The organism is Burkholderia sp. AU15512, from assembly GCF_002223325.1.
GTDB lineage: Bacteria > Pseudomonadota > Gammaproteobacteria > Burkholderiales > Burkholderiaceae > Burkholderia.
Genome location: NZ_NKEX01000006.1, coordinates 885487 through 906431, shown reverse-complemented (window position 1 = coordinate 906431; position 20945 = coordinate 885487). Strand labels below are relative to the sequence as shown.

Annotated in this window: 19 protein-coding genes; 9 read left to right on the top strand and 10 right to left on the bottom strand. The window is 66.9% G+C overall.

Annotated features, from left to right (window positions below):
* Position 1 precedes the first annotated feature (1 nt).
* Together CFB43_RS23410 and CFB43_RS23405 are read right to left on the bottom strand one after the other, a co-directional pair.
* Entirely contained in the window at positions 2-1030 is a 1029-nt protein-coding gene (locus CFB43_RS23410) for a TRAP transporter substrate-binding protein (RefSeq protein WP_089496764.1), read from the bottom strand.
* Positions 1031-1312: 282 nt separating this feature from the next.
* A complete protein-coding gene (locus CFB43_RS23405) occupies positions 1313-2221 on the bottom strand; it encodes a LysR substrate-binding domain-containing protein (RefSeq protein WP_089485589.1) in 909 nt (302 codons plus the stop codon).
* A 118-nt stretch (positions 2222-2339) separates the two neighbouring features.
* Between CFB43_RS23405 and CFB43_RS23400 the strand changes: the two genes are divergently transcribed.
* On the top strand, positions 2340-3278 hold the full coding sequence (locus CFB43_RS23400) for a 2-hydroxyacid dehydrogenase (RefSeq protein WP_089496763.1): 939 nt from the start codon (positions 2340-2342) through the stop codon (positions 3276-3278).
* A gap of 73 nt (positions 3279-3351) precedes the next feature.
* Complete coding sequence (locus CFB43_RS23395) at positions 3352-4716, top strand: MFS transporter (protein ID WP_089496762.1); 1365 nt, start codon at positions 3352-3354, stop codon at positions 4714-4716.
* Positions 4717-4765: 49 nt separating this feature from the next.
* Here CFB43_RS23395 and CFB43_RS23390 read toward each other — a convergent pair whose 3' ends face one another.
* Positions 4766-5734, bottom strand: coding sequence for a LysR family transcriptional regulator (locus CFB43_RS23390; RefSeq protein ID WP_089427284.1), 969 nt, complete (start codon positions 5732-5734; stop codon positions 4766-4768).
* Positions 5735-6095: 361 nt separating this feature from the next.
* Between CFB43_RS23390 and CFB43_RS23385 the strand changes: the two genes are divergently transcribed.
* The 4 genes from CFB43_RS23385 (at position 6096) to CFB43_RS23370 (ending at position 10418) form a co-directional block, all read left to right on the top strand.
* Positions 6096-7271 carry an HPP family protein gene (locus CFB43_RS23385; protein WP_089496761.1) on the top strand — a complete coding sequence of 392 codons (1176 nt, stop codon included), beginning with the start codon at positions 6096-6098 and terminating at the stop codon, positions 7269-7271.
* A gap of 122 nt (positions 7272-7393) precedes the next feature.
* Positions 7394-7807 carry a MarR family winged helix-turn-helix transcriptional regulator gene (locus CFB43_RS23380; protein WP_089442277.1) on the top strand — a complete coding sequence of 138 codons (414 nt, stop codon included), beginning with the start codon at positions 7394-7396 and terminating at the stop codon, positions 7805-7807.
* Positions 7808-7827: 20 nt separating this feature from the next.
* Positions 7828-9615: a chloride channel protein gene (locus tag CFB43_RS23375; RefSeq protein WP_089496760.1), complete on the top strand. Its 1788-nt coding sequence runs from the start codon at positions 7828-7830 to the stop codon at positions 9613-9615.
* A 467-nt stretch (positions 9616-10082) separates the two neighbouring features.
* On the top strand, positions 10083-10418 hold the full coding sequence (locus CFB43_RS23370) for a hypothetical protein (protein WP_046196524.1): 336 nt from the start codon (positions 10083-10085) through the stop codon (positions 10416-10418).
* A 90-nt stretch (positions 10419-10508) separates the two neighbouring features.
* Here the strand turns inward: CFB43_RS23370 and ppnP are convergent, their stop codons facing one another.
* Entirely contained in the window at positions 10509-10829 is a 321-nt protein-coding gene (gene ppnP / locus CFB43_RS23365; RefSeq protein WP_006478890.1) for a pyrimidine/purine nucleoside phosphorylase, read from the bottom strand.
* Between the two features lie 209 nt (positions 10830-11038).
* Positions 11039-11941, bottom strand: a complete 903-nt coding sequence (locus CFB43_RS23360; RefSeq protein WP_089496759.1) for a LysR substrate-binding domain-containing protein — start codon at positions 11939-11941, stop codon at positions 11039-11041.
* 181 nt (positions 11942-12122) lie between these two features.
* Between CFB43_RS23360 and CFB43_RS23355 the strand changes: the two genes are divergently transcribed.
* The 3 genes from CFB43_RS23355 to CFB43_RS23345 all read left to right on the top strand — a co-directional run bounded on the left by CFB43_RS23355 (position 12123) and on the right by CFB43_RS23345 (position 15442).
* Positions 12123-13307, top strand: coding sequence for a M20 aminoacylase family protein (locus tag CFB43_RS23355; protein ID WP_089496758.1), 1185 nt, complete (start codon positions 12123-12125; stop codon positions 13305-13307).
* A gap of 43 nt (positions 13308-13350) precedes the next feature.
* Positions 13351-14670, top strand: a complete 1320-nt coding sequence (locus CFB43_RS23350; protein ID WP_089496757.1) for an MFS transporter — start codon at positions 13351-13353, stop codon at positions 14668-14670.
* A gap of 229 nt (positions 14671-14899) precedes the next feature.
* Positions 14900-15442: a cysteine hydrolase family protein gene (locus CFB43_RS23345; protein WP_089496756.1), complete on the top strand. Its 543-nt coding sequence runs from the start codon at positions 14900-14902 to the stop codon at positions 15440-15442.
* 84 nt (positions 15443-15526) lie between these two features.
* Here the strand turns inward: CFB43_RS23345 and CFB43_RS23340 are convergent, their stop codons facing one another.
* The 5 genes from CFB43_RS23340 to CFB43_RS23320 form a co-directional block, all read right to left on the bottom strand.
* Positions 15527-16633 (bottom strand): porin, encoded by a 1107-nt coding sequence (locus tag CFB43_RS23340; protein WP_046548031.1) that lies wholly within the window; start codon positions 16631-16633, stop codon positions 15527-15529.
* A 63-nt stretch (positions 16634-16696) separates the two neighbouring features.
* Positions 16697-17116 (bottom strand): DoxX family protein, encoded by a 420-nt coding sequence (locus tag CFB43_RS23335; RefSeq protein WP_089429075.1) that lies wholly within the window; start codon positions 17114-17116, stop codon positions 16697-16699.
* 185 nt (positions 17117-17301) lie between these two features.
* On the bottom strand, positions 17302-18579 hold the full coding sequence (locus CFB43_RS23330; RefSeq protein WP_089496755.1) for a cytochrome c: 1278 nt from the start codon (positions 18577-18579) through the stop codon (positions 17302-17304).
* 2 nt (positions 18580-18581) lie between these two features.
* Positions 18582-20201 (bottom strand): GMC family oxidoreductase, encoded by a 1620-nt coding sequence (locus CFB43_RS23325; protein WP_089496754.1) that lies wholly within the window; start codon positions 20199-20201, stop codon positions 18582-18584.
* Positions 20201-20707 (bottom strand): sugar dehydrogenase complex small subunit, encoded by a 507-nt coding sequence (locus tag CFB43_RS23320; protein ID WP_089442267.1) that lies wholly within the window; start codon positions 20705-20707, stop codon positions 20201-20203. The genes CFB43_RS23325 and CFB43_RS23320 overlap by 1 nt, the downstream gene beginning before the upstream one ends.
* Between the last annotated feature and the right edge of the window lie 238 nt (positions 20708-20945).

Here is a 20945-nt window from a genome sequence, read left to right as displayed (position 1 = left end):
TTCAGCCCCGCCCGGCGGCGATCGCCGGAAACAGCGGCGCGGTCGCCGGATACTGCGCGGCGAATGCCGTATAGAGCCGGTCGTGCATCGTCTGCCGCACCGCCGCGCGTTCGGCCGGCGCCATCGGATGGAAGCGCATGCCGTGCTGCTTCAGCGCCTGCTCGGCCTGGTCGGCCTTCTGCGCGGCAATCGCGCGCTGCTGCGCGGTGGCGTCGGCTACCGCGCGATCGAACGCGGGGCGCAGGTTCGCCGGAATCCGGTCGAGCGCACGCCGCTCCATCACGACGGTCATCGCCGCAAACACGTGCTGCGATTGCCAGCACGACTTCACCACTTCGTCGAACTTGCTCGCGAGCACCGTGGCCGGATCGTGCTCGAGCCCGTCGACGACGCCCGTCTGCACGGCCATGTACAGCTCGCCGAACGGAATCGGTGTCGGCACCGCCCCCATCGCCTTGAAGGTGTCCATGAACGCCGGCGTCGGCAGCACGCGCAGCTTCGTGCCCTTCAGCCCCTGCAGCGCCAGCACGGGCTGCTTCGTGAACACGCAGCGCCCACCGAAATGCGAGCCCCAGGTCAGCACCGAGCAGCCCGCGCGCTTTTGCAGCAGCGCGTTCAGGCTGGCACCGACCGGGCCGTCGAGCACTTTCGCGACATGCGCATAGCTGTCGAACAGATAGCCGAGATCGAGCATGCCGAGCTCCGGCGCCACCGTCGCCCAGATCGACGAACCCGCGATCATCATGTCGATCGCGCCGATCTTGACCTGCTGCACGACATCGCTCTCCTTGCCGAGCTGGCTGTTCGGAAAGTAGTCGACCCGGATCGCGTCGCCGACACTCGCCTTCAGGTTCGCCGCAAGACGCTCGTACCACACGTAGTGCGCGGCGTTCTGGTCGGCCGGCATCGATGACGAGCAACGCAGCGTCACGACCGGCTGCGCGCGCACGGCTTCCGGCAAGCCGCCTGCAGCCGCGAGCGTGGCGGCGGACACCGTCTGCAGAAAGCGCCGCCGGGTGTAGGTATTCATGGGCCGTCTCCTTTGAGATGGCGTCTCACGACGCACTGTATCGATTTAGTGTATCGATACAGTAATACGACGACCGATGAGATAAAAATGAGGGTTTTCCCGTGACAAAGGTAAAAATGGAGGATCCGCGGCGTTGATTTCCGTCCGATTTCGTGCATATAACGGGATTCCCGCTGATTCCGGACGACCCGAAAATGATTCGAGCGGGCATCTCGAATCATCAGACGACAGACTTTTAATCCGGCATGCGGGCAGGACGCTCGCGCGAGTCGCCCCGCGCCTCTATGCGCCCGCTTCGTCGGCGCTCTCGGTCAGGAACCGCTCCACCATCGCGTTGAACACCGGCAGCGCCGGGTTGTCGTTGTCCGCGCGCCATGCGAGATATAGCTCGGCCGCCACGTCGGCGCCGGCCAGCGGCCGGAACACCACGCCGTCCACATGCAGTTCGCGCGCCGACGCCGGCACGAGCGCGGCGCCGAGCCCCGCGCGCACGAGGCCGAGGATCGTATGCGTCTGCCCGACGTAATGCAGGTAGTTCGGCAGCCGCCCCGCGTTCGCGAACAGGCCCGAGATCAGGTCGTGGAAGTATTTCCCCTCGTTCGGCGAATACGCGATGAACGGCTGCCGGTCGAGATCGTCGGGGCCGATGCGCTCGCACGCGGCAAGCGGCGCGCCCTCCGCGACCGCGACCAGCATCGGCTCGCGCTGCACGAGCCGGTATTCGAGCGGCTGGCGCGCGGCGCGCTGGCGCACGAAGCCCGCGTCGAGCATCCGCGACGCCAGCGCATCGATCTGCACGGTCGACACCATCTCGCGCAATTCGATGTCGACGTCCGGCAGCGCGTGCGCGGCGTGCGCCAGCAGCATCGGGATCATCCGGTATGCGCTGACCGCCGTGAAGCCGAGCGTGATGCGGCCCGCGCCGCCATGTGCGACGCGCTGCGCGGCCTGCTCGGCCCGTGCGGAGAATTCGAGGATGTGCCGCGCGTCGCGCAGAAACCGCTCTCCCGCGGCGGTCAGGCTGACCTGCCGGCTGCTGCGTTCGAGCAGCGCGATGCCGAGCGCATGCTCGAGCAGCTGGATCTGCCGGCTGAGCGGCGGCTGGGTCATGAAGAGCCGCCGCGCCGCGCGACCGAAATGCAGCTCCTCGGCGACCGCGACGAAACAGCGAAGCTGATGCAGTTCAATCATCCAATTCTTGAATCAATCGATAGTCTTTTGATGTTAGACGCATATCGATGCGATTTCTATACTCGGTTGCACCTGATGCGCGGCACGGCCCACGCCGCGCATACCGACCGAGACCTTCATGACCATCGACATCCTCCTCACCCAGCCGCTCCCCGACGCCATCGACGCCGAACTGTCCGCCCGTTACGCGGTGCACCGGCTGTATGCGGCCGACCAACCGGACGCGTTGCTCGACCGCGTGGCCGCACGCATTCGCGGTGTCGTGACCGGCGGCGCGAACGGCCTCGCCGCCGCGCTGATGGACCGGCTGCCCGCGCTCGAGATCGTCGCGATCAGCGGCATCGGCACCGACGCCGTCGATCTCGACCGGGCGCGGGCACGCGGCATCCACGTGACGACGACGCCCGACGTGCTGACCGACGACGTCGCCGACATGGCGATGGGGCTGATCCTGATGACGCTGCGCGACCTCGGCGCCGGCGAGCGCATCGTACGCGCCGGCCGCTGGGGCAAGACGGCCCAGCCGCTCGCGACGCAGGTGACCGGCAAGCGGCTCGGCATCGTCGGGCTCGGCCGCGTCGGCCGCGCGATCGCACAGCGCGCGCAGGCGTTCCGGATGCCCGTGAGCTACTTCGGCCCGCGCGAGCATCGCGACAGCGGCTATCGCTTCGTGCCCGACCTCGCCGCGCTCGCGCGCGACAGCGACGTGCTCGTGATCGCGGCATCGGCGGATCACGGCAACGTGCTCGTGACCGCCGACGTGCTCGCCGCGCTCGGCCCCCAAGGATTCCTGATCAATGTCGCACGCGGCAAGCTGGTCGACGAAGCCGCGCTGATTCGCGCACTCGCCGACGGCACGATCGCCGGCGCCGGCCTCGACGTATTCGCGAACGAGCCGCACGTGCCGGCCGAATTGCTCGAGCTCGACCGTGTCGTCGTGCAGCCGCACCGGGCGAGCGCGACCCGCGAAACCCGCGAAGAGATGGGCCGGATCGTGCTGGCCAACCTCGCCGCGTGCTTCGCGGGCCAGCGCCCGCCGACCAGCGTCACACGTTGATCGCTGCCCACCGCACGGCCGTCCCTCGTTACAACACCGGATGCCTCCGCATGACGGAGGCCAGGAGACACGCATGCCCAATCGATCCAGCGGCGCCGCCCTCGCCGCGTCACCCGCCGCCTCGCGCACGATCGGCCGCGTCCGCTATGCGGTCCTCGCGCTGATTTTCGTGGTCACCGTCATCAACTATGCGGATCGCGCGACGATGTCGATCGCCGGCACCGGCGTCGCGCACGACCTCGGGCTGACGCCCGTGCAGCTCGGCATCGTCTTTTCCGCGTTCGCGTGGGCCTATGCGATCGGGCAGATTCCCGGAGGCTGGCTGCTCGACCGCTTCGGCGCACGACGCGTGTACGGCCTGAGCCTGCTGCTGTGGTCGGTCTTCACGATGCTGCAGGGCACGGTCGGCTGGCTCGCCGTGCAGGGCGCGTCCGCCACACTCGCGCTGTTCGTCATGCGCTTCATGCTCGGCCTCGTCGAATCGCCGGCGTTCCCGGCCAACTCGAGAATCGTCGCGTGCTGGTTCCCGACCGCCGAACGCGGCACCGCGTCGGCCCTGTTCAATTCCGCGCAGTACATGGCCGTCGTGCTGTTCACGCCCGCGATGGCATGGCTCACGCATGCGCTCGGCTGGGAGCACGTGTTCCTGTGGATGGGGCTGCTCGGCATCGCGCTCGCCGCGCTGTGGTTCGCGTGGTATCGCGAGCCGCACGGCCACCCGCGCGTGAGCGACGCGGAGCGCGACTACCTGCGCGCGCACGGCGCGCTCGTCGATCTCGAAGCGAACCGCGTGCGCCAACAGCCGCGCGTGTCGTGGCACGACGTGTCGCAACTGTTCCGCCACCGGAACCTGTGGGCGATCTACGTCGGCCAGTACTGCATCACGGCACTCACCTACTTCTTCATCACGTGGTTCCCGATCTACCTGATCAAGGGGCGCGGGATGACCATCATGGAGGCCGGCTGGGTCGCCGCGCTGCCGGCGATCTGCGGCTTCACGGGCGGCGTGCTCGGCGGCGTGCTGTCGGACTGGCTGATCCGGCGCGGCATGCACCCGTCGAAGGCGCGCAAGACGCCGTTCGTCGTGGGGATGGCGATGGCGACGCTGCTCGTGCTGGCGAACGGCGCATCGTCGAACGCGGTCGTGATCGCGCTGATGACGATCGCGTTCTTCGGCAAGGGGCTCGCGGCGGTCGGCTGGGCCGTGCTCGCCGACACGGCGCCGGAAGGCATGGTCGGGCTGAGCGGCGGCGTGTTCAATGGCCTCGGCAACACCGCCGGGATCGTCACGCCGCTCGTGATCGGCTATTTCGTCGCCAGCACCGGCTCGTTCGCCGGCGCATTGTGGTTCGTCGCCGCGCACGGGCTGCTCGGCATTGCCGCCTACGCGTGGCTCGCGGGGCGCTTCGAGCGGATTCGCATCGCGCCGCGCGCATGAACCGCGCCGCGTTCCGAGCGGTGCGCGCGGCGGCCGCCCGCGCGGATCGTCACGCGCGCTTGCGGCCGCCCGGCGTCAGTTCGGTCGTCAGCCGGTCGAGTTCGCGCAGGTCGTTCTCCAGCGCGGGCGTGAGCGTCGTGCGCAGGTGGTCGAGGAACGTGCGGATCTTCGCATCGAGATAGCGGCGCGTCGCGTAGACGGCATACACGCTCACCGTCTGCAGCCGGTACTCGGGCAGCACGCGGATCAGCCGCCCCTCGCGGATGTCGTCGAGCACCGTATACAGCGCGACGCAAGCGATCCCGCGCCCGGCGCGCACCGCGACGCACAGCGCGTCCGGCACGTTGACCTGGAACGGCGCGGGTTGCAGTTCGTAGACGGCCTCCTCGCCATCGCTGCGCTCGAGCCGCCATTCGCCGGCCGGCGACGCAGGCGTGTCGAGGCGCAGGCACACGTGGTTCGGCAATTCGTCGGGCGACTGCGGCGTGCCGTGGCGCGCCAGATATTCGCGCGACGCGACAAGCACGCTGCAGCTCGTGCCGCAGGTTTGCGCGACATAGCCGGAATCGGGCAGCTGCGACGCCGTCACGATCGATACGTCATAGCCCTCCTCGACGAGATTCGGCATCCGCTGCGCGAGCGTCAGTTCGACCGACACGTCGGGGTTGTCCTCCTGGTAGCGCACGATCGACGACACGACATGACTCTGCCCGAGCCCCGTCATCGCATGGATGCGCATCTTGCCGCTCGGCCGCAGCAATGCATTGCGCGCCTCAGCGTTCGCGTAGTCGATTTCCGCGAGGATCGATTTCGCGCGCTCGAAATAGCGTTCGCCGCTTTCGGTGAGGCCGAGGTGGCGCGTCGTGCGATGCAGCAGCCGCGTCTGTACGTGCGCTTCGAGGTTCGATACCGCGCGCGACACCTGCGCGGTGGTCGCGTCGATTTCCTTCGCGACCGCAGTAAAACTGCCGGATTCGACAACGCGCACGAACAGGCGCATGTTTTCGAGCATGTCCATTGAATTGGCTTGGGGGAGTCAGTGGGGAGGCGTCGGCAGCGCTCGCGTCAGGTGGGGAACGGAACGCAGCCGCGAACCACGTCGAATCGATCACCGTGCCGGGAGAAAGGCGGGAGAGCGGGCATCGCGTACGGGGTTCTGGCATGACGGGGGATTCAGTGGCCCGAATTGTACGCCGCTGCAGACAAATTTGCGCGATTGCCCGACCCCAAGCTCTCATCAGATGAAAGGCTTTTGCAAGCAAGGCGCACTGCGCACGGGCAACGGCTTGATGCATCGCGACAATTTGTATCACAACGCGATATAATTCGCGGCTCGTCGCTGCGTGCCTCCGCGCCGTTACTTTTACCGCTTACCGTCCATGTCGTCAGGCTCCCCTTCGTCGCGCCGCACGTTGCGGCAATGGCTGCACAGCTTCATACCCCATCCGATGTCGCTGGGCTGGCGCGAGCGCCTGCGTTCGTGCACGGGCGCGCTCGTCGGCATCGCGACGGTCGGCGTGACGATGCGGCTGCTGCCCGGCGTGCCGGGGCTCGTGCCGTTGCTCGTCGCGCCGATGGGCGCGTCGGCCGTGCTGCTGTTCGCGGTGCCGGCGAGCCCGCTTGCGCAACCGTGGTCGATCATCGGCGGCAATCTCGTCGCGGCGACGGTCGGTGTCGCGTGTGCGCAATGGATCGCCGATCCGATCACGGCCGCCGCGGTCGCGATCGCGTGCGCGATCGGCGGCATGTTCGTGCTGCGCTGCGTGCACCCGCCGTCGGGCGCCGTCGCGCTCACGGCCGTGGTCGGCGGCCCCGCGATCCATTCGCTCGGGTTCAGCTTCGTGCTGGAGCCGATCGTGCTGCAATCGGCCATCCTGCTGTCGGCCGCGCTCGCCTATCACGCGCTGACCGGGCACCGCTACCCGCACGGCGGCGTGCGCCCCGAACCGAAACCGCAAGCAAGCGGCGCCGCGCCCGCGCGCGGCGGCTTCACGCGCGGTGACCTCGATGCGGTGCTGAAGCGCCGCGGCGAATGGCTCGACGTCGATCCGGACGATCTCGAAGCGCTGCTGCGCGAAACCGAGATGCAGGCTTATACGCGCACCTTCGGCCAACTCTCGTGCGCTGACCTGATGACGAAGCATGCGATCGAAGTCGCGCCGTCGACGCCGGTGACGGCCGCGCTCACGCTGCTCGACCGCCACCGCGTGAAGGCGCTGCCGGTCGTCGACGGCGAAGGCCGCCTGACCGGCATCGTCACGCGCGCCGACCTCACGCGCCAGCTGCGCCGTCCGACCCCGCTGTGGCAGCGCCTGTCGGCACGACTGCCGCAATCGTTCGGCGGCCAGCCGGCGAGCGTCGCCACCGTGATGACGCGCGACGTCGCGTGCGTGCCGGAAACGATGCCGATCACCGCGCTCGTTCCGCTGTTTACGCATTCGGGCCACCACCACATTCCGGTCGTCGATGCATCGCGCCGGCTCGTCGGGATCATTACCCAGACGGATCTCGTCACGGGCCTCTATCGCCAGACGCAGATGCTCGAGGCGGCGTAGCGCATGCGACGCGCGTAACGCGCCGGCACAACACGGAGGGCATTTTATTCGCCGCCATTCGACCATTTATATCATGTTGCGATATATTCATCGCTACCGAAACTGACTGTCCGACCGCCCCGATGAACGATACCCGACGCGCGCTGACGAAAGGCGATTTCCAGCAACTGTCCGAGTTCCGCTACCAGATGCGCCGCTTCGAGCGCTTCTCCGAACGCGCCGCGCAAAGCGAAGGCGTGACGCCGCTGCAATACCTGCTGCTGCTGCACATCAAGGGCTATCCGCATCGCGAATGGGCGACCATCGGCGAGCTCGCGGAACGCCTGCAGGCGCAGCATCACGGCGTCGTCGCGCTGGTCACGCGCTGCGAAGCGCTCGGCCTCGTGAAGCGCAAGACGAGCGAAGCGGATCGCCGCCAGGTCGAGGTCCACCTCGAGCCAGCCGGCGAAACGCTGCTCGCGCGTCTCGCGGCCATGCATCGCGCCGAGCTGAAGTCGCTCAAGGACGCGTTCCAGGTTCCCCAGATCGATTACTGACCCCTGCTCTTTCCACTCCGATGAACGCACCACACAAACGCGATTTCGCGACCAACGACCGCCTGCCCAGGATCGCGTTGCTCGCCGCCGGGATCGGCCTGCTCAGCACGCTGGCCGCATTCGTGCTGTTGAGCCTGATCCACCTGTTCACGAACCTGTTCTTCTACCAGCAGTTCTCGTTCGCCGACCGCTCGCCGGCGAACAACACGCTGGGCGCATGGGTGATCGTCGTGCCGGTGATCGGCGGGTTGATCGTGGGGTTGATGGCGCGCTTCGGTTCGGAAAAGATCCGCGGCCACGGCATTCCCGAAGCGATCGAGGCGATCCTGTTCGGCAAGAGCCGCATGTCGCCGAAGGTCGCGATCCTCAAGCCGCTGTCGTCCGGCGTCGTGATCGGCAGCGGCGGCCCGTTCGGCGCCGAAGGCCCGATCATCATGACGGGCGGCGCACTCGGCTCGCTGATCGCGCAGTGCGTGCACGTCACCGCCGCCGAGCGCAAGACGCTGCTCGTCGCCGGTGCGGCCGCCGGCATGACGGCCGTGTTCGGCACGCCGGTCGCCGCCGTGCTGCTCGCGGTCGAACTGCTGCTGTTCGAATGGCGCCCGCGCAGTTTCCTGCCGGTCGCGCTCGCCTGCGCGGTGGCCGGTTTCGCCCGCGCCGTGTTCTTCGGCGTCGATCCGCTGTTTCCGTTGACCTCGGCCGCACCGACGCCCGTCGCGCTGCTGTCGTGCATCGTGGCCGGCCTGCTGTCGGGCATGCTTGCATGCGGCCTGTCGGCGGCGCTGTATCGCGTCGAGGACACCTTCGCGAAGCTGCCGGTGCACTGGATGTGGTGGCCCGCGCTCGGCGCGATCGTGATCGGCATCGGCGGCTGGCTCGAGCCGCGCGCGCTCGGGGTCGGCTACGACGTGATCGGCGACCTGCTGCATCAGCACATCGCCTTGAAGATCGCGCTCGCGCTGCTGATCGTGAAGGCCGTGATGTGGGTGATCGCGCTCGGCTCGGGCACGTCGGGCGGCGTGCTCGCCCCGCTGCTGATGCTCGGCGCCGGCCTCGGCACCGTGCTGTCGCCGATGCTGCCGGGCGGCGACCCGGCGCTGTGGCCGCTCGTGTGCATGGCCGCGACGCTGGGCGCCACGCTCGGCGCCCCGCTGACCGCGATCGTGTTCGCGTTCGGCCTCACGCACGACGCGAACGCACTGCTGCCGCTGCTCGCGGCGACGCTCGTCGCGCACGGCTTCGCGACCATCGTGATGAAGCGCTCGATCATGACGGAAAAGATCGCGCGCCGCGGCTATCACATCTATCGCGAATACGGCGTCGATCCGCTCGAGCGGCACGACATCGGCGAAGTGATGACGTCGGCCGACCGGCTCGTCGCGATCGACGGCGCAGCAACGCTCGATGCCGTCGAGTCGCAATACTTCGGCGCGAAGCAGACGCACCGTGCGTACCCGGTCGTGCAGAACGGCCGCCTGCTCGGTCTCGTCGATCGCGCGACGCTCGACGCACTGCGCGCCCAGGCCGCGGCCGACACGCCGATCGCGGGCGCATTCGCCGACCGCGCGCCGGCGGTCGCGCAGGCGCACGAAACCTGCCGCGTCGTTGCGTCGCGACTCGCGATGCTCGGCCTCGAACGCCTGCCGGTCGTCGACGACGAACAATCGATGCGCATCACGGGCATCGTGTCGCGCAGCGACCTGATCAAGCCCGCACTCCAGCACTTCGACGACGAACAGAAGCGCGAACGCTTCCGCCCGATCGTCCCCGCCAACCTGCGCGACATCGGCCCGCGCAAGGCCGGCTGACCGACTGCACTGCGCGGCACGCTCGCCGCGCACGCTCCGCTCGATGCGGCACGCCCCTCGCGTGCCGCATCGCATTCCGTCGCTTCCCGTGTTTAAAGTTGGTTAACAATTCGACGGGCGAAAGTTTGTCATCATGGTGCTCATGCGACGGGGCCATCCATCTAGCCATTCCACTTCGCGATCCAATAAAGAGTCACGGCACGGCATGCAGACACATGCCGTTCGCCGCGGCCGTCACGTCACCACACGACCGGGCAGCGCGCCGACCACGCAGCGCATGACGTCGTGCCGCACACGATGCATGCCGCGCCGCAGCAACGCTGCAGAGCATCGGAGCCGCCATTTGGCAAGCGCGTTAACAACTTGTTTCGGAATAGCCGGAACCGTGCTCCGCCGATGCAATCTCACTTGTACGCAGTCCTGTGCTGCGCATCCCACTCAATCAATCACGACTCGAGGGAGATAACGTGAACGCGAAATACTTACCGCTCATCGCATTGACCGTGGCATTTTCTGCTCATGCAGCCGATTCTGCCCTGCAGAACGTGGGACAAAGCCAGAAACCCGCCGACGAGGTCGCGCAGTGCATCGCGAAGACCTGGGCCGACAAGTCGCAGCAACAAGTGACGTCGCAGTATGAACTCGCGAACGGCCTCGCCATGGCCGTGTATGCGCCGGGCCAGCAGCCGCCGAATGGCGCCGCGGCCGTCGTGCGCCCGGCCAACGCCGCGAATGCGAAAACCTGGGTGGGTTTCCGCGGCGGCGATGCATCGTCGGCCGGCGACATCAACGCCTGCCTGTAACGAGAACAGGCGCTTCGGATGGCCTGGGCGCCATCCGCTTGCGACATGCCCCGCTTCGGCGGGGCTTTTCTTTTGCTGCGCGGCTGCGTGTTACAGGTAGCTGCAAACGTAATCGAGCGTCTCGAGCACTTCGATGTCGAAGCGGCTCTTGCCCGGCACCGAGAACGATTCGCCGGCGCCGTAGGTCTGCCATTCGCTGCTGCCGTCGAGCTTCACGCGGCACTTGCCGGCCTGCACTTCCATCAATTCGGGGGCGTCCGTGCCGAAGTTGAGCGCGCACGGCAGGATCACGCCGAGCGTCTTGCGCGTGCCGTCCGGGAAGAGCACGGTATGCGACACGCACTTGCCGTCGAAATAGACGTTCGCGCGCTTGACGACCGATACGTTGTCGAATTGGGTTGCACTGGTCATGAAATGCCTCTGATTGCTGGATGCCGGATGGCGATGTGGTTGGAGGCCGGCCGGAGCGGCGGGCCGGCCGCTATGATACCGGCTCGCGCGGCATGCGCCGGATTGGCGTGCCCGCTGCGCAAGCCGCGTGCCCGTCAAACGACGACAACGCCGTACGGATAATCGTCAGGATGACGATGCATTGAAGATCGCCCGCCGCGGGCGCCGGCTCACCGCAGCCCCTTGCGCCGCGCGGAATCACGCAGGCAGTCGAGCAGCATCGCCGCTGCCGGCGTCAGCGGGCTGTCGCGACGCGTGATGACCTGCATCGAGACGCCCGGCAGGCGCTCGCGGATCGGCAGCACCGCGAGCTGGTCGCGCGCCCATTCGGCCTGCAACAATTGCTCGGGCATCGACGCGATCAGGTCGCATTCCATCATCAGACTGCGCGCGAGCCCGAAGCTCGGGCACTCGACGACACGCGCCGGCACCGGCAGCCCGTAGGCGACGAACGAATTGAACAGTACCTGCGTCGAGCTTTCCGGCGACGGGTTCATCAGCCAGTCGGCTTCGACGAGCTCGGCGAGCGACGTGGCCGACGCGAGCGGATGCCCCTTGCGGGCGACGATCAGCGACCGGCTCGCATAGAGTTCCGCGTGATCGAATTCGGCCGCCAGCAGTTCGGGCACGACAACGGCCACCGCGAAATCGAGCGAACCATCGTGCAGGCGCGGCAGCGCGACCCCCGGAAACCCTTCGATCAGGTTGACGCGCGCCACCGGGAAGCGGCGCCGGAATGCGCGAAACGCATCGGGCAGGATCGTCACCGCGGCGGCCGGCGTGATCGCCGCCGCGACGGAGCCCGTCATCGCGCCCTGCGCCTGCTCGATGTCGTCGCGGGCGCGCTGCATTTCGGCGACGATCAGCCGCGCGCGCACCTGCAACTGCTGGCCGAACGCGGTGAGCTGCACGCCGCGCGCGGTGCGCACGACGAGCGACACGCCGAGCGCGATCTCCAGTTCCTTGACCGCCTTCGTCAACGCCGCCGGCGACACGTTCAGGCGCCGCGCGGCCGCGCGAATGCTCCCCTCTTCCGCGACGGTGACGAACGCTTTCAGCTGATGGTATTTCATGGCGGCGACGCGTGATCCGTGGAAACCCTGTGCTGCGCGGCACACGCCGGCTCAGGGTATTCCCGAGCGGCAACCGGTGGTGAGCACCAAAGCAATTTATCAGCTTCTGGTACACAAAAGAAATTTATATGCTTGCTCGTCATATGTGCGTCAAACGCCCACCTGCCCCACAGGAGATACCATGCTGCAAGCCGTGAACCCCGTCATCCCCGGTATCGCCGCGATCGCACCCGAGCTGGTCGAAGTGCGCCGTCGCATTCACGCTCACCCGGAGCTCGCGTTCGAGGAGACGCTCACGAGCGACCTCGTCGCCGAGCTGCTCGCCGGATGGGGTTATGAAGTGCATCGCGGCATCGGCAAGACGGGGGTGGTCGGCGTGCTGCGCGAAGGGCAAGGCACGCGCACGGTCGGGCTGCGCGCCGACATGGACGCGCTGCCGCTCGCGGAAGCCACGGGCCTGCCGTACGCGAGCCGCCACGCGAACAAGATGCATGCATGCGGCCACGACGGCCACACCGCGATGCTGCTGTGCGCGGCGCGCCACCTCGCGGCCACGCGCCAGTTCTCCGGCACGCTGAACCTGATCTTCCAGCCGGCCGAGGAAAACTTCGGCGGCGCGAAGGCGATGATGGACGACGGCCTGTTCGACCGCTTCCCGTGCGACGCGATCTTCGCGATCCACAACATGCCGGGCCGCGCGGCCGGCGACATGGCCTTCCGCACCGGCGCCGCGATGGCGTCGGCCGACCGCGTGACGATCACGCTGCGCGGTGTCGGCGGCCACGGCGCGATGCCGCATTTCGCGCACGATCCGATGTCGGCCGCGGGCAGCATCATGGTCGCGCTGCAGACGATCGTCGCACGCGAGGTCGATGCGCAGCATGCGGCCGTGATCACGGTCGGCAGCGTGCACGCCGGCGAGACGTTCAACATCATTCCCGAAACCGTCACGATGAAGCTGTCGGTGCGCGCGTTGAACGCCGACGTGCGCGCGCTGCTCGCGCGCCGCATCGAAGCGCTCGCGAAAGGCCAGGCGGAAAGCTTCGGCGTCACGGCGGAAGTCGACTACGACTACGGCTACCCGGTACTCGTCAATCACGCGGAGCCGACCGCGTTCGCGGCCGACATCGCGCGCCAGATGCTCGGCGCCGAACGCGTCGAAACCGACGCCGCGCCGCTGATGGGCAGCGAGGATTTCGCGTTCATGCTCGAAGCGCGCCCCGGCTGCTACGCGTTCATCGGCAACGGGATCGGCAGCAAGGGCGGCTGCATGGTGCACAACCCCGGCTACGACTTCAACGACGACATCCTCGCGATCGGCGCGAGCTACTGGGTTCGCATCGCCGAAGCCTGGCTCGCGGCCTGACGGCCCTTCACCCCATCGTTTCGCGCCCAACGGGGAGCCCCACATGGAAACGTCCGCCCTTTCGTTCGCCGGCACGCCGGTCGATGCACGCGCCGCCGCGAAGAAACGCCGGCTGATCGCGGCCGCCGCCGTCGGCAACGCGCTCGAGTTCTACGACTTCACGGTCTACAGCTTCTTCGCCATCCTGATCGGCAAGCTGTTCTTTCCCGTGCATTCGCCGTTCGGGCAATTGATGCTCGCGGTGGCGAGCTTCGGCGTCGGCTTCGTCACGCGCCCGCTCGGCGGGCTCGTGATCGGCATGTATGCCGACCGCGCCGGCCGCAAGAAGGCGATGATCCTCACGCTGCTGCTGATGGCGCTGGGCACCGCGACGATCGCGGTCGCGCCGACCTTCGCGCAGATCGGGCTCGCCGCACCGCTGCTGCTCGTGCTCGCGCGCCTGCTGCAGGGGTTCGCGTCGGGCGGCGAAGTTGGCGCGTCGACCACGCTGCTGCTCGAACAGGCGCCGCAGCAGCGTCGCGGCTTCTACGCGTCGTTCCAGTTCTCGAGCCAGGGGCTCGCCGCGCTCGCCGGCGCGCTGACCGGCGTCGCACTGACGTCGACGCTGAATGCCGCGCAACTCGAAAGCTGGGGCTGGCGCGTGCCGTTCATCATCGGCACGCTGTTCGTGCCGCTCGGCTATTGGCTGCGCCGCACCGTCGAGGAAGTGCCGGCCGCCGCGCCTGCCGCCGCACACGACGAGCCGGTTGCATCGCTGCCGCTCGCCGACGTGCTGCGCCATCACGGCAAGGCCGTGTTCGCGGGCCTCGGCGTGACGATCGGCGGCACGTCGATCCACTACATCATCGTGTTCTACATGGCGATCTACGGCGTGCAGGTGCTGCACCTGCCGACGTGGCTGTCGATGACGGCCGGCTGCGTCGCGGGCGCGATCCTGATGCTCGTGACGCCGATCGGCGGCCACCTGTCCGACGTCTACGGGCGCAACCGGATCGTCTGGTGGACGCGCATCGTGCTGATGGCCGCGATCTACCCCGCGTTCATCGCACTGAACCGCTGGCCGGGCGCCGCATCGCTGCTGTCGATCATCGCCGCGCTGTCGATCGTGCATGCGATCAACATCGGCGCGACGGGCGCGATGCTCGGCGAGCTGTTCCCGCGTGCGGTGCGCGCCACCGGCGGCGCGCTCGTGTATAGCGTCGGCGTCGCGATCTTCGGCGGTTTCGCGCAATTCTTCGTCACGTGGCTGATCGCGGCGACCGGGAATCCGAATGCGCCTGCGTGGTATGCGATCGGGTGTGGCGCGATGACGTTGCTCGCGATTCGCTGCATGGACGAGAAGGCCGGAAAGGCGCTCGACTGACTAGTGGCTGATGCACGATGCGCGATTGACGTGGCGCGCGCGCATCGTGCATGATCGCTTCATGCGCCACATCACGACCACCGCTTCGACCACGACGCGCACGACCGCCTTCGGCGGGCTCGTGCGGCGAGTGCGCGCAAGGTCGTAGCGCCATCCCTCACAGGCCCCTCCGGTTCCGGACGGGGTCTTGTCGTTTCTCCGTCCGTATCGGTCACTCAGGAGAAACGCAATGCCAGAAGTCTGTTCCCCGAAACGCGCACTGCTCGTCATCGACATGCAGGTTGGCCTGTTTCACGGCCCCGAGCATCCTTACGACGGTGAACGCGTGCTCGCGAACATCAACCGGTTGATCGGTCGCGCGCATGAAGCCGATGCACCGGTGTTCGCCGTGCGCCACACCGGGCCTGTCGGTTCGCCGATTGCGCCCGGTTCCCCGCTGACCGCGCTGGTGCCGGAGCTCGAGATCGATATGAAGCGTGACATCGTGTTCGACAAGGCGCAGTCGAGCAGCTTCGCCGGTACGCGGCTCGCCGAATGGCTGCGCGAAGCCGGCATCGGCGAGATCGTCATCGCGGGAATGAAGACCCAGTACTGCGTCGATACGGCCTGCCGTGCGGCCGCCGATCACGGCTTTCGTGCGGTGCTCGTGACCGATGCACATACCTGCATGGACACACCGGAGCTGCCGGCCGAGCGGATCGTCGCGCATCACAACGCGACGCTTGGGGGGCCGTTCGCGACGCTGACGACGACGGAGCTGTGCGGGTTTTGATCGACACCGTTCATACCCCGTAAACACAACAACGGACGGGCAGCCACCGCCCGTGCGTTGCGTACCGGTCGCGTAACCGCCTGCTCAGAACGTATGCATCATCCCCACATACGCCCCCGTCTGCGACTCACCCGTCATCGGGCTCGTCCCCGACGTCGCATCCCGCGGCGTCGCGAGCAGCGAGAAATTCGAATTCCCGCCATTTCGCACATACGCAACCGTCCCATACAGGAACGTGCGCTTCGACAGGTTGTACGTCGTGCCGAGCACATACATCATCGCGTGCCCCGACGGATCGTGCGACGCATCGCCGCCGCCATCGCCCACCTTCACGTAGTACCCGCCGCCCGTCACCGCCCACTGCGGCGTCGCGGTGTAAGTCGCGCCGAGCCAGTAGTGATCGGCCCGATCGGCAACACCGGCCGGACTATCCGGCGCCTGGTAATGCGTATACGCGCCCTGGATCTTGAACTTCGACACCTTCACGTTCGCGCCGACGAAATACTCGCGCGACGCGGTGAAGATGTTGCTGAACTTGCCGTTGTTGTCGCGCAGTTCGTCGTAGATGCCGCGCACGTCGAGCAACGGCGAGTGGTACGAGATCATGATCCCGTCCGAGCGGCCAAAATCGTCGGCCGCACCGTAGTTGAAGCCGCGTGATTGATTGCCGAACGCGTATTGCGCCTGCACGTCGAAGCCGCCGATCACCGGGCTGTGATACTCGATGTTGTTGCTGGTCTGCTGCCAGTTACGACCGCGCACGAGCGAGGCCGACGAAAACGCCTGCTGCACGAACGGGTCGAATTCCCACACGCCGTCGCTGTCGATGAACAGGTTCCGGCCGGCCTGCAGCTGGCCCCACGTGTTGCTCTTCAGCCCGACGTACGCACGCCGCGACCACATGCGGCCGCCGCCCGTCTGGCCGTTCATCACCTGGAACGCGGTTTCCAGGTTGAAGACCGTCGACAGCCCGCCGCCGAGATCCTCGATGCCCTTCAGCCCGAACATGCTGGTGCCCCAGTCGCCGCTTTCGGCGCTCCAGCGGGTCCCGCTGCCGCCGTTCGGCTTCGCGATGTGGTTCAGGTATTCGATGCCGCCGTCGACGCGGCCGTACAGCGTCACGCTCGTCTGCGCAAAAGCGGCCGCCGGTGTGGCAGCCGCGATCAGCCATGCGAAATGTTTGAGTCGCAAAATGATGCCCCCTCGGAGTCTCGACCTTCCAGCGCGTGCCCCATGCGCGCGCCCCGGGTCCGTTTATCCGCGATCGATCGAAAAACGACCGGGGCCCGCCGCGCAAAGCGCGAGCAGGCCGCCGGCGATCGCGATGTTCTTGTAGAAATGAATCATGTTGTTGATCTGCTCGCCGCCCGTCATCGTCCAGTAGTGGTGGCCGATGATGCCGGTGCCGATCGTATAGAGCGCCAGCAGCAGCGCGAGCGCCCGCGTCTGAAAACCGACCAGGATCGCGATCCCGACGAACAACTCCATCACGACGGAAATCGCGGCGGAGATGATCGGCGCGGGCGCGCCTTCGGAACCCATGAACGCGATGGTCCCGGGGAAGTCGACGATCTTCTTCCAGCCGAACATGACGAACAGGATCACGAGCAGGATCCGGGCAAGCAGCAGCAGCACATCGCGCTGGGACGCGAGAAACGGTTGGTTCGGTGTCATGGTGTCGATCAACGAAAGCGATGCGCATGGCGAAAACACGCCCGGCGCACCGGATTGCGAATGAACCAGGACGGGCGGCCGCCTGCGCCGCCCGCCCCGCTCTGCAACAACCGGCATCGGGCAACAACCCGATGTGCTGTGCTCCTCCTCTTGTCAGTTATCGCCCTGCTTCGTCGCGCGCCGCCTCAACGCAGCTTCGCGACGTCCTGCTCGGTCACCTTCGCGGCCGGATTGCCGAACTGCCCGGTCAGGTAGTTCGTCAGCGCGGCGATCTGCGCATCCGACAGCTCGTGGCGGAACGCCGGCATCCCGACGTCCTCGCTGCCGGCCTTGCGCTGCACGCCGTTCAGGATCACCTGCACGAGGTTGGTCGGATTCGATGCGCCGACCGTCGAGTTGTGGAACAGCGGCGGGTAATAGCCGTCCGGCGTGCCCTTGCCCTGCATCTGGTGACAGGTCGCGCAGTTGCCGAGATAGAGCCGGGCCGGATCGATGCCCGACGACGCGAGCGCGACGCCGCGCAGCGTCAGGCCATCTTCGGCCGGCTTGCCCCACGACGCGCGCGACTGCTTCGCATCGCCGCTGGCGACGGCCGGCACCGTGCGAATGTACGTCGAGATCGCGCCGATGTCGGCTTCCGTCATCTTCGAGAAGCTGTGCTCGATCGCCTCGGCCATCGGGCCGGCCGCCTGCGCGAGACCCGGCACGCTGCCGGTGCGCAGGTACTGGACGAGCTGCTGCTGGGTCCAGCCGCCGATCCCCGCGTTGGCGTCGGACGTGATGTTGTAGCCGTCCCAGCCCGCGAGCACCGAGCCCGACAGGAAGCTGCCGCCCGTCTCGTCGAGCGACTTCTCCTGCATCGCGATGCCGCGCGGCGTGTGGCACGTGCTGCAGTGCGCGAGGCCCTGCACGAGATACGCGCCGCGGTTCCATTCGGCGCTCTGCGCCGGCTTCGGCTGGTAGACACCGTCCTTCAGGAACAGCCAGTTCCAGATCTTCAGCGGCCAGCGCATGCTCAGCAACGCGGGGATCTCGTTCTTCGGTGGCGCCTGCTTGACCGGCTCGACGCCGTGCATGAAGTACGCGTACAGCGCCTGCACGTCGTCGTCGTTGATCTTCGCGTACGACACGTACGGCATCGCCGGATACAGGTTGTCGCCGTTCTTCGACACCCCGTGGCGCACTGCGCGCTCGAAGTCCTCGGCCGACCAGTTGCCGATGCCCGTGTCGGGATCGGGCGTGATGTTGCTCGTGTAGATCTTCCCGAGCATCGGGACCGGCATGCCGAGACCGCCCGCGAACGGCTTGCCGCCCTTCGCGGTGTGGCACGCCATGCAGTCGCCCGCGACCGCGAGATATTCGCCGCGCTTGACCAGCGCCGGATCGGCCGCATCGGCCGCGCGTACGAGACCCGGCAGCGCGAGGCAGCCGGCGAGGAGGAAGGTGAGAGTAGATTTCCGCACGGTCAGACTTCCTTCTTCAGCGTGTCCGACATCCGCAACGCAAGCGCCGCGATCGTCAGCGTCACGTTCACCGTACCGACGGTCGGCATCGTCGAGCTGCTCGAGATGAACAGGTTCGGATGGTCGAACGTGCGGCAGTCCTTGTCGACGACCGAGTCGCGTGCATCCGCGCCCATGATCGTCGCGCCCGTGATGTGGTTGTTCGGCGCGAACTCGTCATTGAAGACGACTTCGGTGCCGCCCAGCACCTTCGCGGCCGTCGCGTAGACCTCGCGCGTGTGCACGGCGCCGCGCTTCACGTAGTCGTCGATCGCATACGTGATCTCGGGGCGCGGGATGCCGACCGCGTCGGTGGCCGTCTTGCTCGGCACGATGCGGTTCTCGGGTTGCGGCAGGATTTCGTGGAAGCAGTCGAACTGCACGTAGCGCGCGGAACGGTCGCGGATCTGCGCGTCGAGCTCCTCGGGCTTCATCAGCTTGCCGGCCTTGAAGATCTTCTGCGTTTCCTGGTTGATGCGCGACATGTTCGACAGGTGGATCTTCTTCGCGGCTTCGGTCGCGCGGAACGGGCCGTCGCGGAAACCGATCAGCGACGTCATCTCCTGCGGGCCGCGGCCCGGCCACAGCTTCTCGTTCGCGTAGAACGACACGCCGGTGCCCGGGTGGTCCATCAGGTTGCGGCCGACCATGTCCGAGCTGTTCGCGACACCGTTCGGGAAATCGCGGTTCGCGGACATCAGCAGGATCTTCGGCGTCTCGATGCCATTCGCGGCGATCACGAAGTACTTGCCTTCGACGCGATGGTCGGCGCCCGTCTTGTCCTTGTAGACCGCGGCGGTGATGCGCTTGTCCGGCCCGGTCTCGAGCTTGTAGACGACCGCGCTGTCGATCAGCTTCGCGCCGGCCTGCTCGGCCTTCTCGACGTGCACGATGCCGTTGTACATCGCGCCGATCGGGCAGATCGGCATGCAGTTGTTGTTCCCGCAACAGGTCGGCCGGCCGTCGTACGGGCGGCTGTTGCGCGCGACCGGCTCGGTCACCACGTGGAACTTCGGGTCATAGCCGTTGAGCGCGCTCTTGATCGTCTGCTCGTTGAACGACAGCGGCAGCGGCGGCATCGGGTACGGCTGCTTGCGCGGCGAGTACAGGTCTTCCTCGGGGCCAGGGCCCCACACGCCGAGTTCCTCTTCGGCGCGCTGGTAGTAATGCTCGATGTCGTCGTACTGGATCGGCCAGTCGCGGCCGACGCCGTACACGGTCTTCATCTTGAAGTCGTTCGGGATGAAGCGCCATGCCGACGCGGCCCAGTGCCACGTCGTGCCGCCCACCGCACGGATGTACTGCGAGTTGAACTTGTGCTCGCCCTTCAGGATCAGGTAGTCGTTCGGCGGGCCGTATTCCGGATGCGGCGCCCACGCGCTCGACGGGTACGGCGCCATGAAATCGGTCTTGTCCACCTGGTTGCGGAAGCGCTCGACGATTTCCCAGCGCGGCATGCGCGGGCCGGCTTCCAGCAGGATCACGGATTTACCCGCCATCGCGAGCTGGTGTGCAACGATCGCGCCTGCGACACCCGATCCGACGACGACGACGTCGGCCTTTTGCGTATCGGTATCGGCCATCAGGCTTGCCTCTCGATCGGTTTTTCGGCCCAGAAGCCGGGTTTGTTGGGGCAATACGAAGGGATCACGAGCGTATCGGATACGACGCTGAACATTAATGCTTCTTCGTAGGTAATCACGACGTTGTCGACGATGCCGAGATACCACGCTTCAAGAATCTTCAGCGCGAGTGCTTCCTGGTCGGGATTCAGCGAACCGGACGCGAGTGCGCCGGCGAGTTGCGACAGGCTGTCGGCCGTCTTGAACGAACCCTTCTGCAACGCCTGCAGGAAGCGCTGGCCGAGCACGCGGCTCAACCCCTTCTTGCCTGTCACTGCTTCGGAGAGCGTCATGAACGTATCGAGCGGCGCGGTGCCGGGATCGTCGGCCAGGGCCCGCAACGCCAGCGAGCCCGTGAGGCCCGCCGCCGTCAGCGCCAGTGCGCCCTGCAGCCATTGACGCCGTGTGATGCCTGTTACGGCTGCGTCGCCCGAGCGACGCGAGTGGGGAGTGTTGTCGTTGTGCATGTTTCCTTCTCTCGAACACCGGATTCGGGAAAACCACGCTTGATATTTCTCAAACATTGGCGCGGACCTGAAATGTACGCGCACAAATCGGATCGAACAATCTTTTTATAGTCCATTAAATGTTCCGCAATCCGAGACAATCGACATTTCGCTGCATTTTTGTGTCGTTGACGCGACAAATCTGCGGCACGCACCCCAGTGTCGCACGCCGACGACACACTGTGCAGCGCGATGCGCG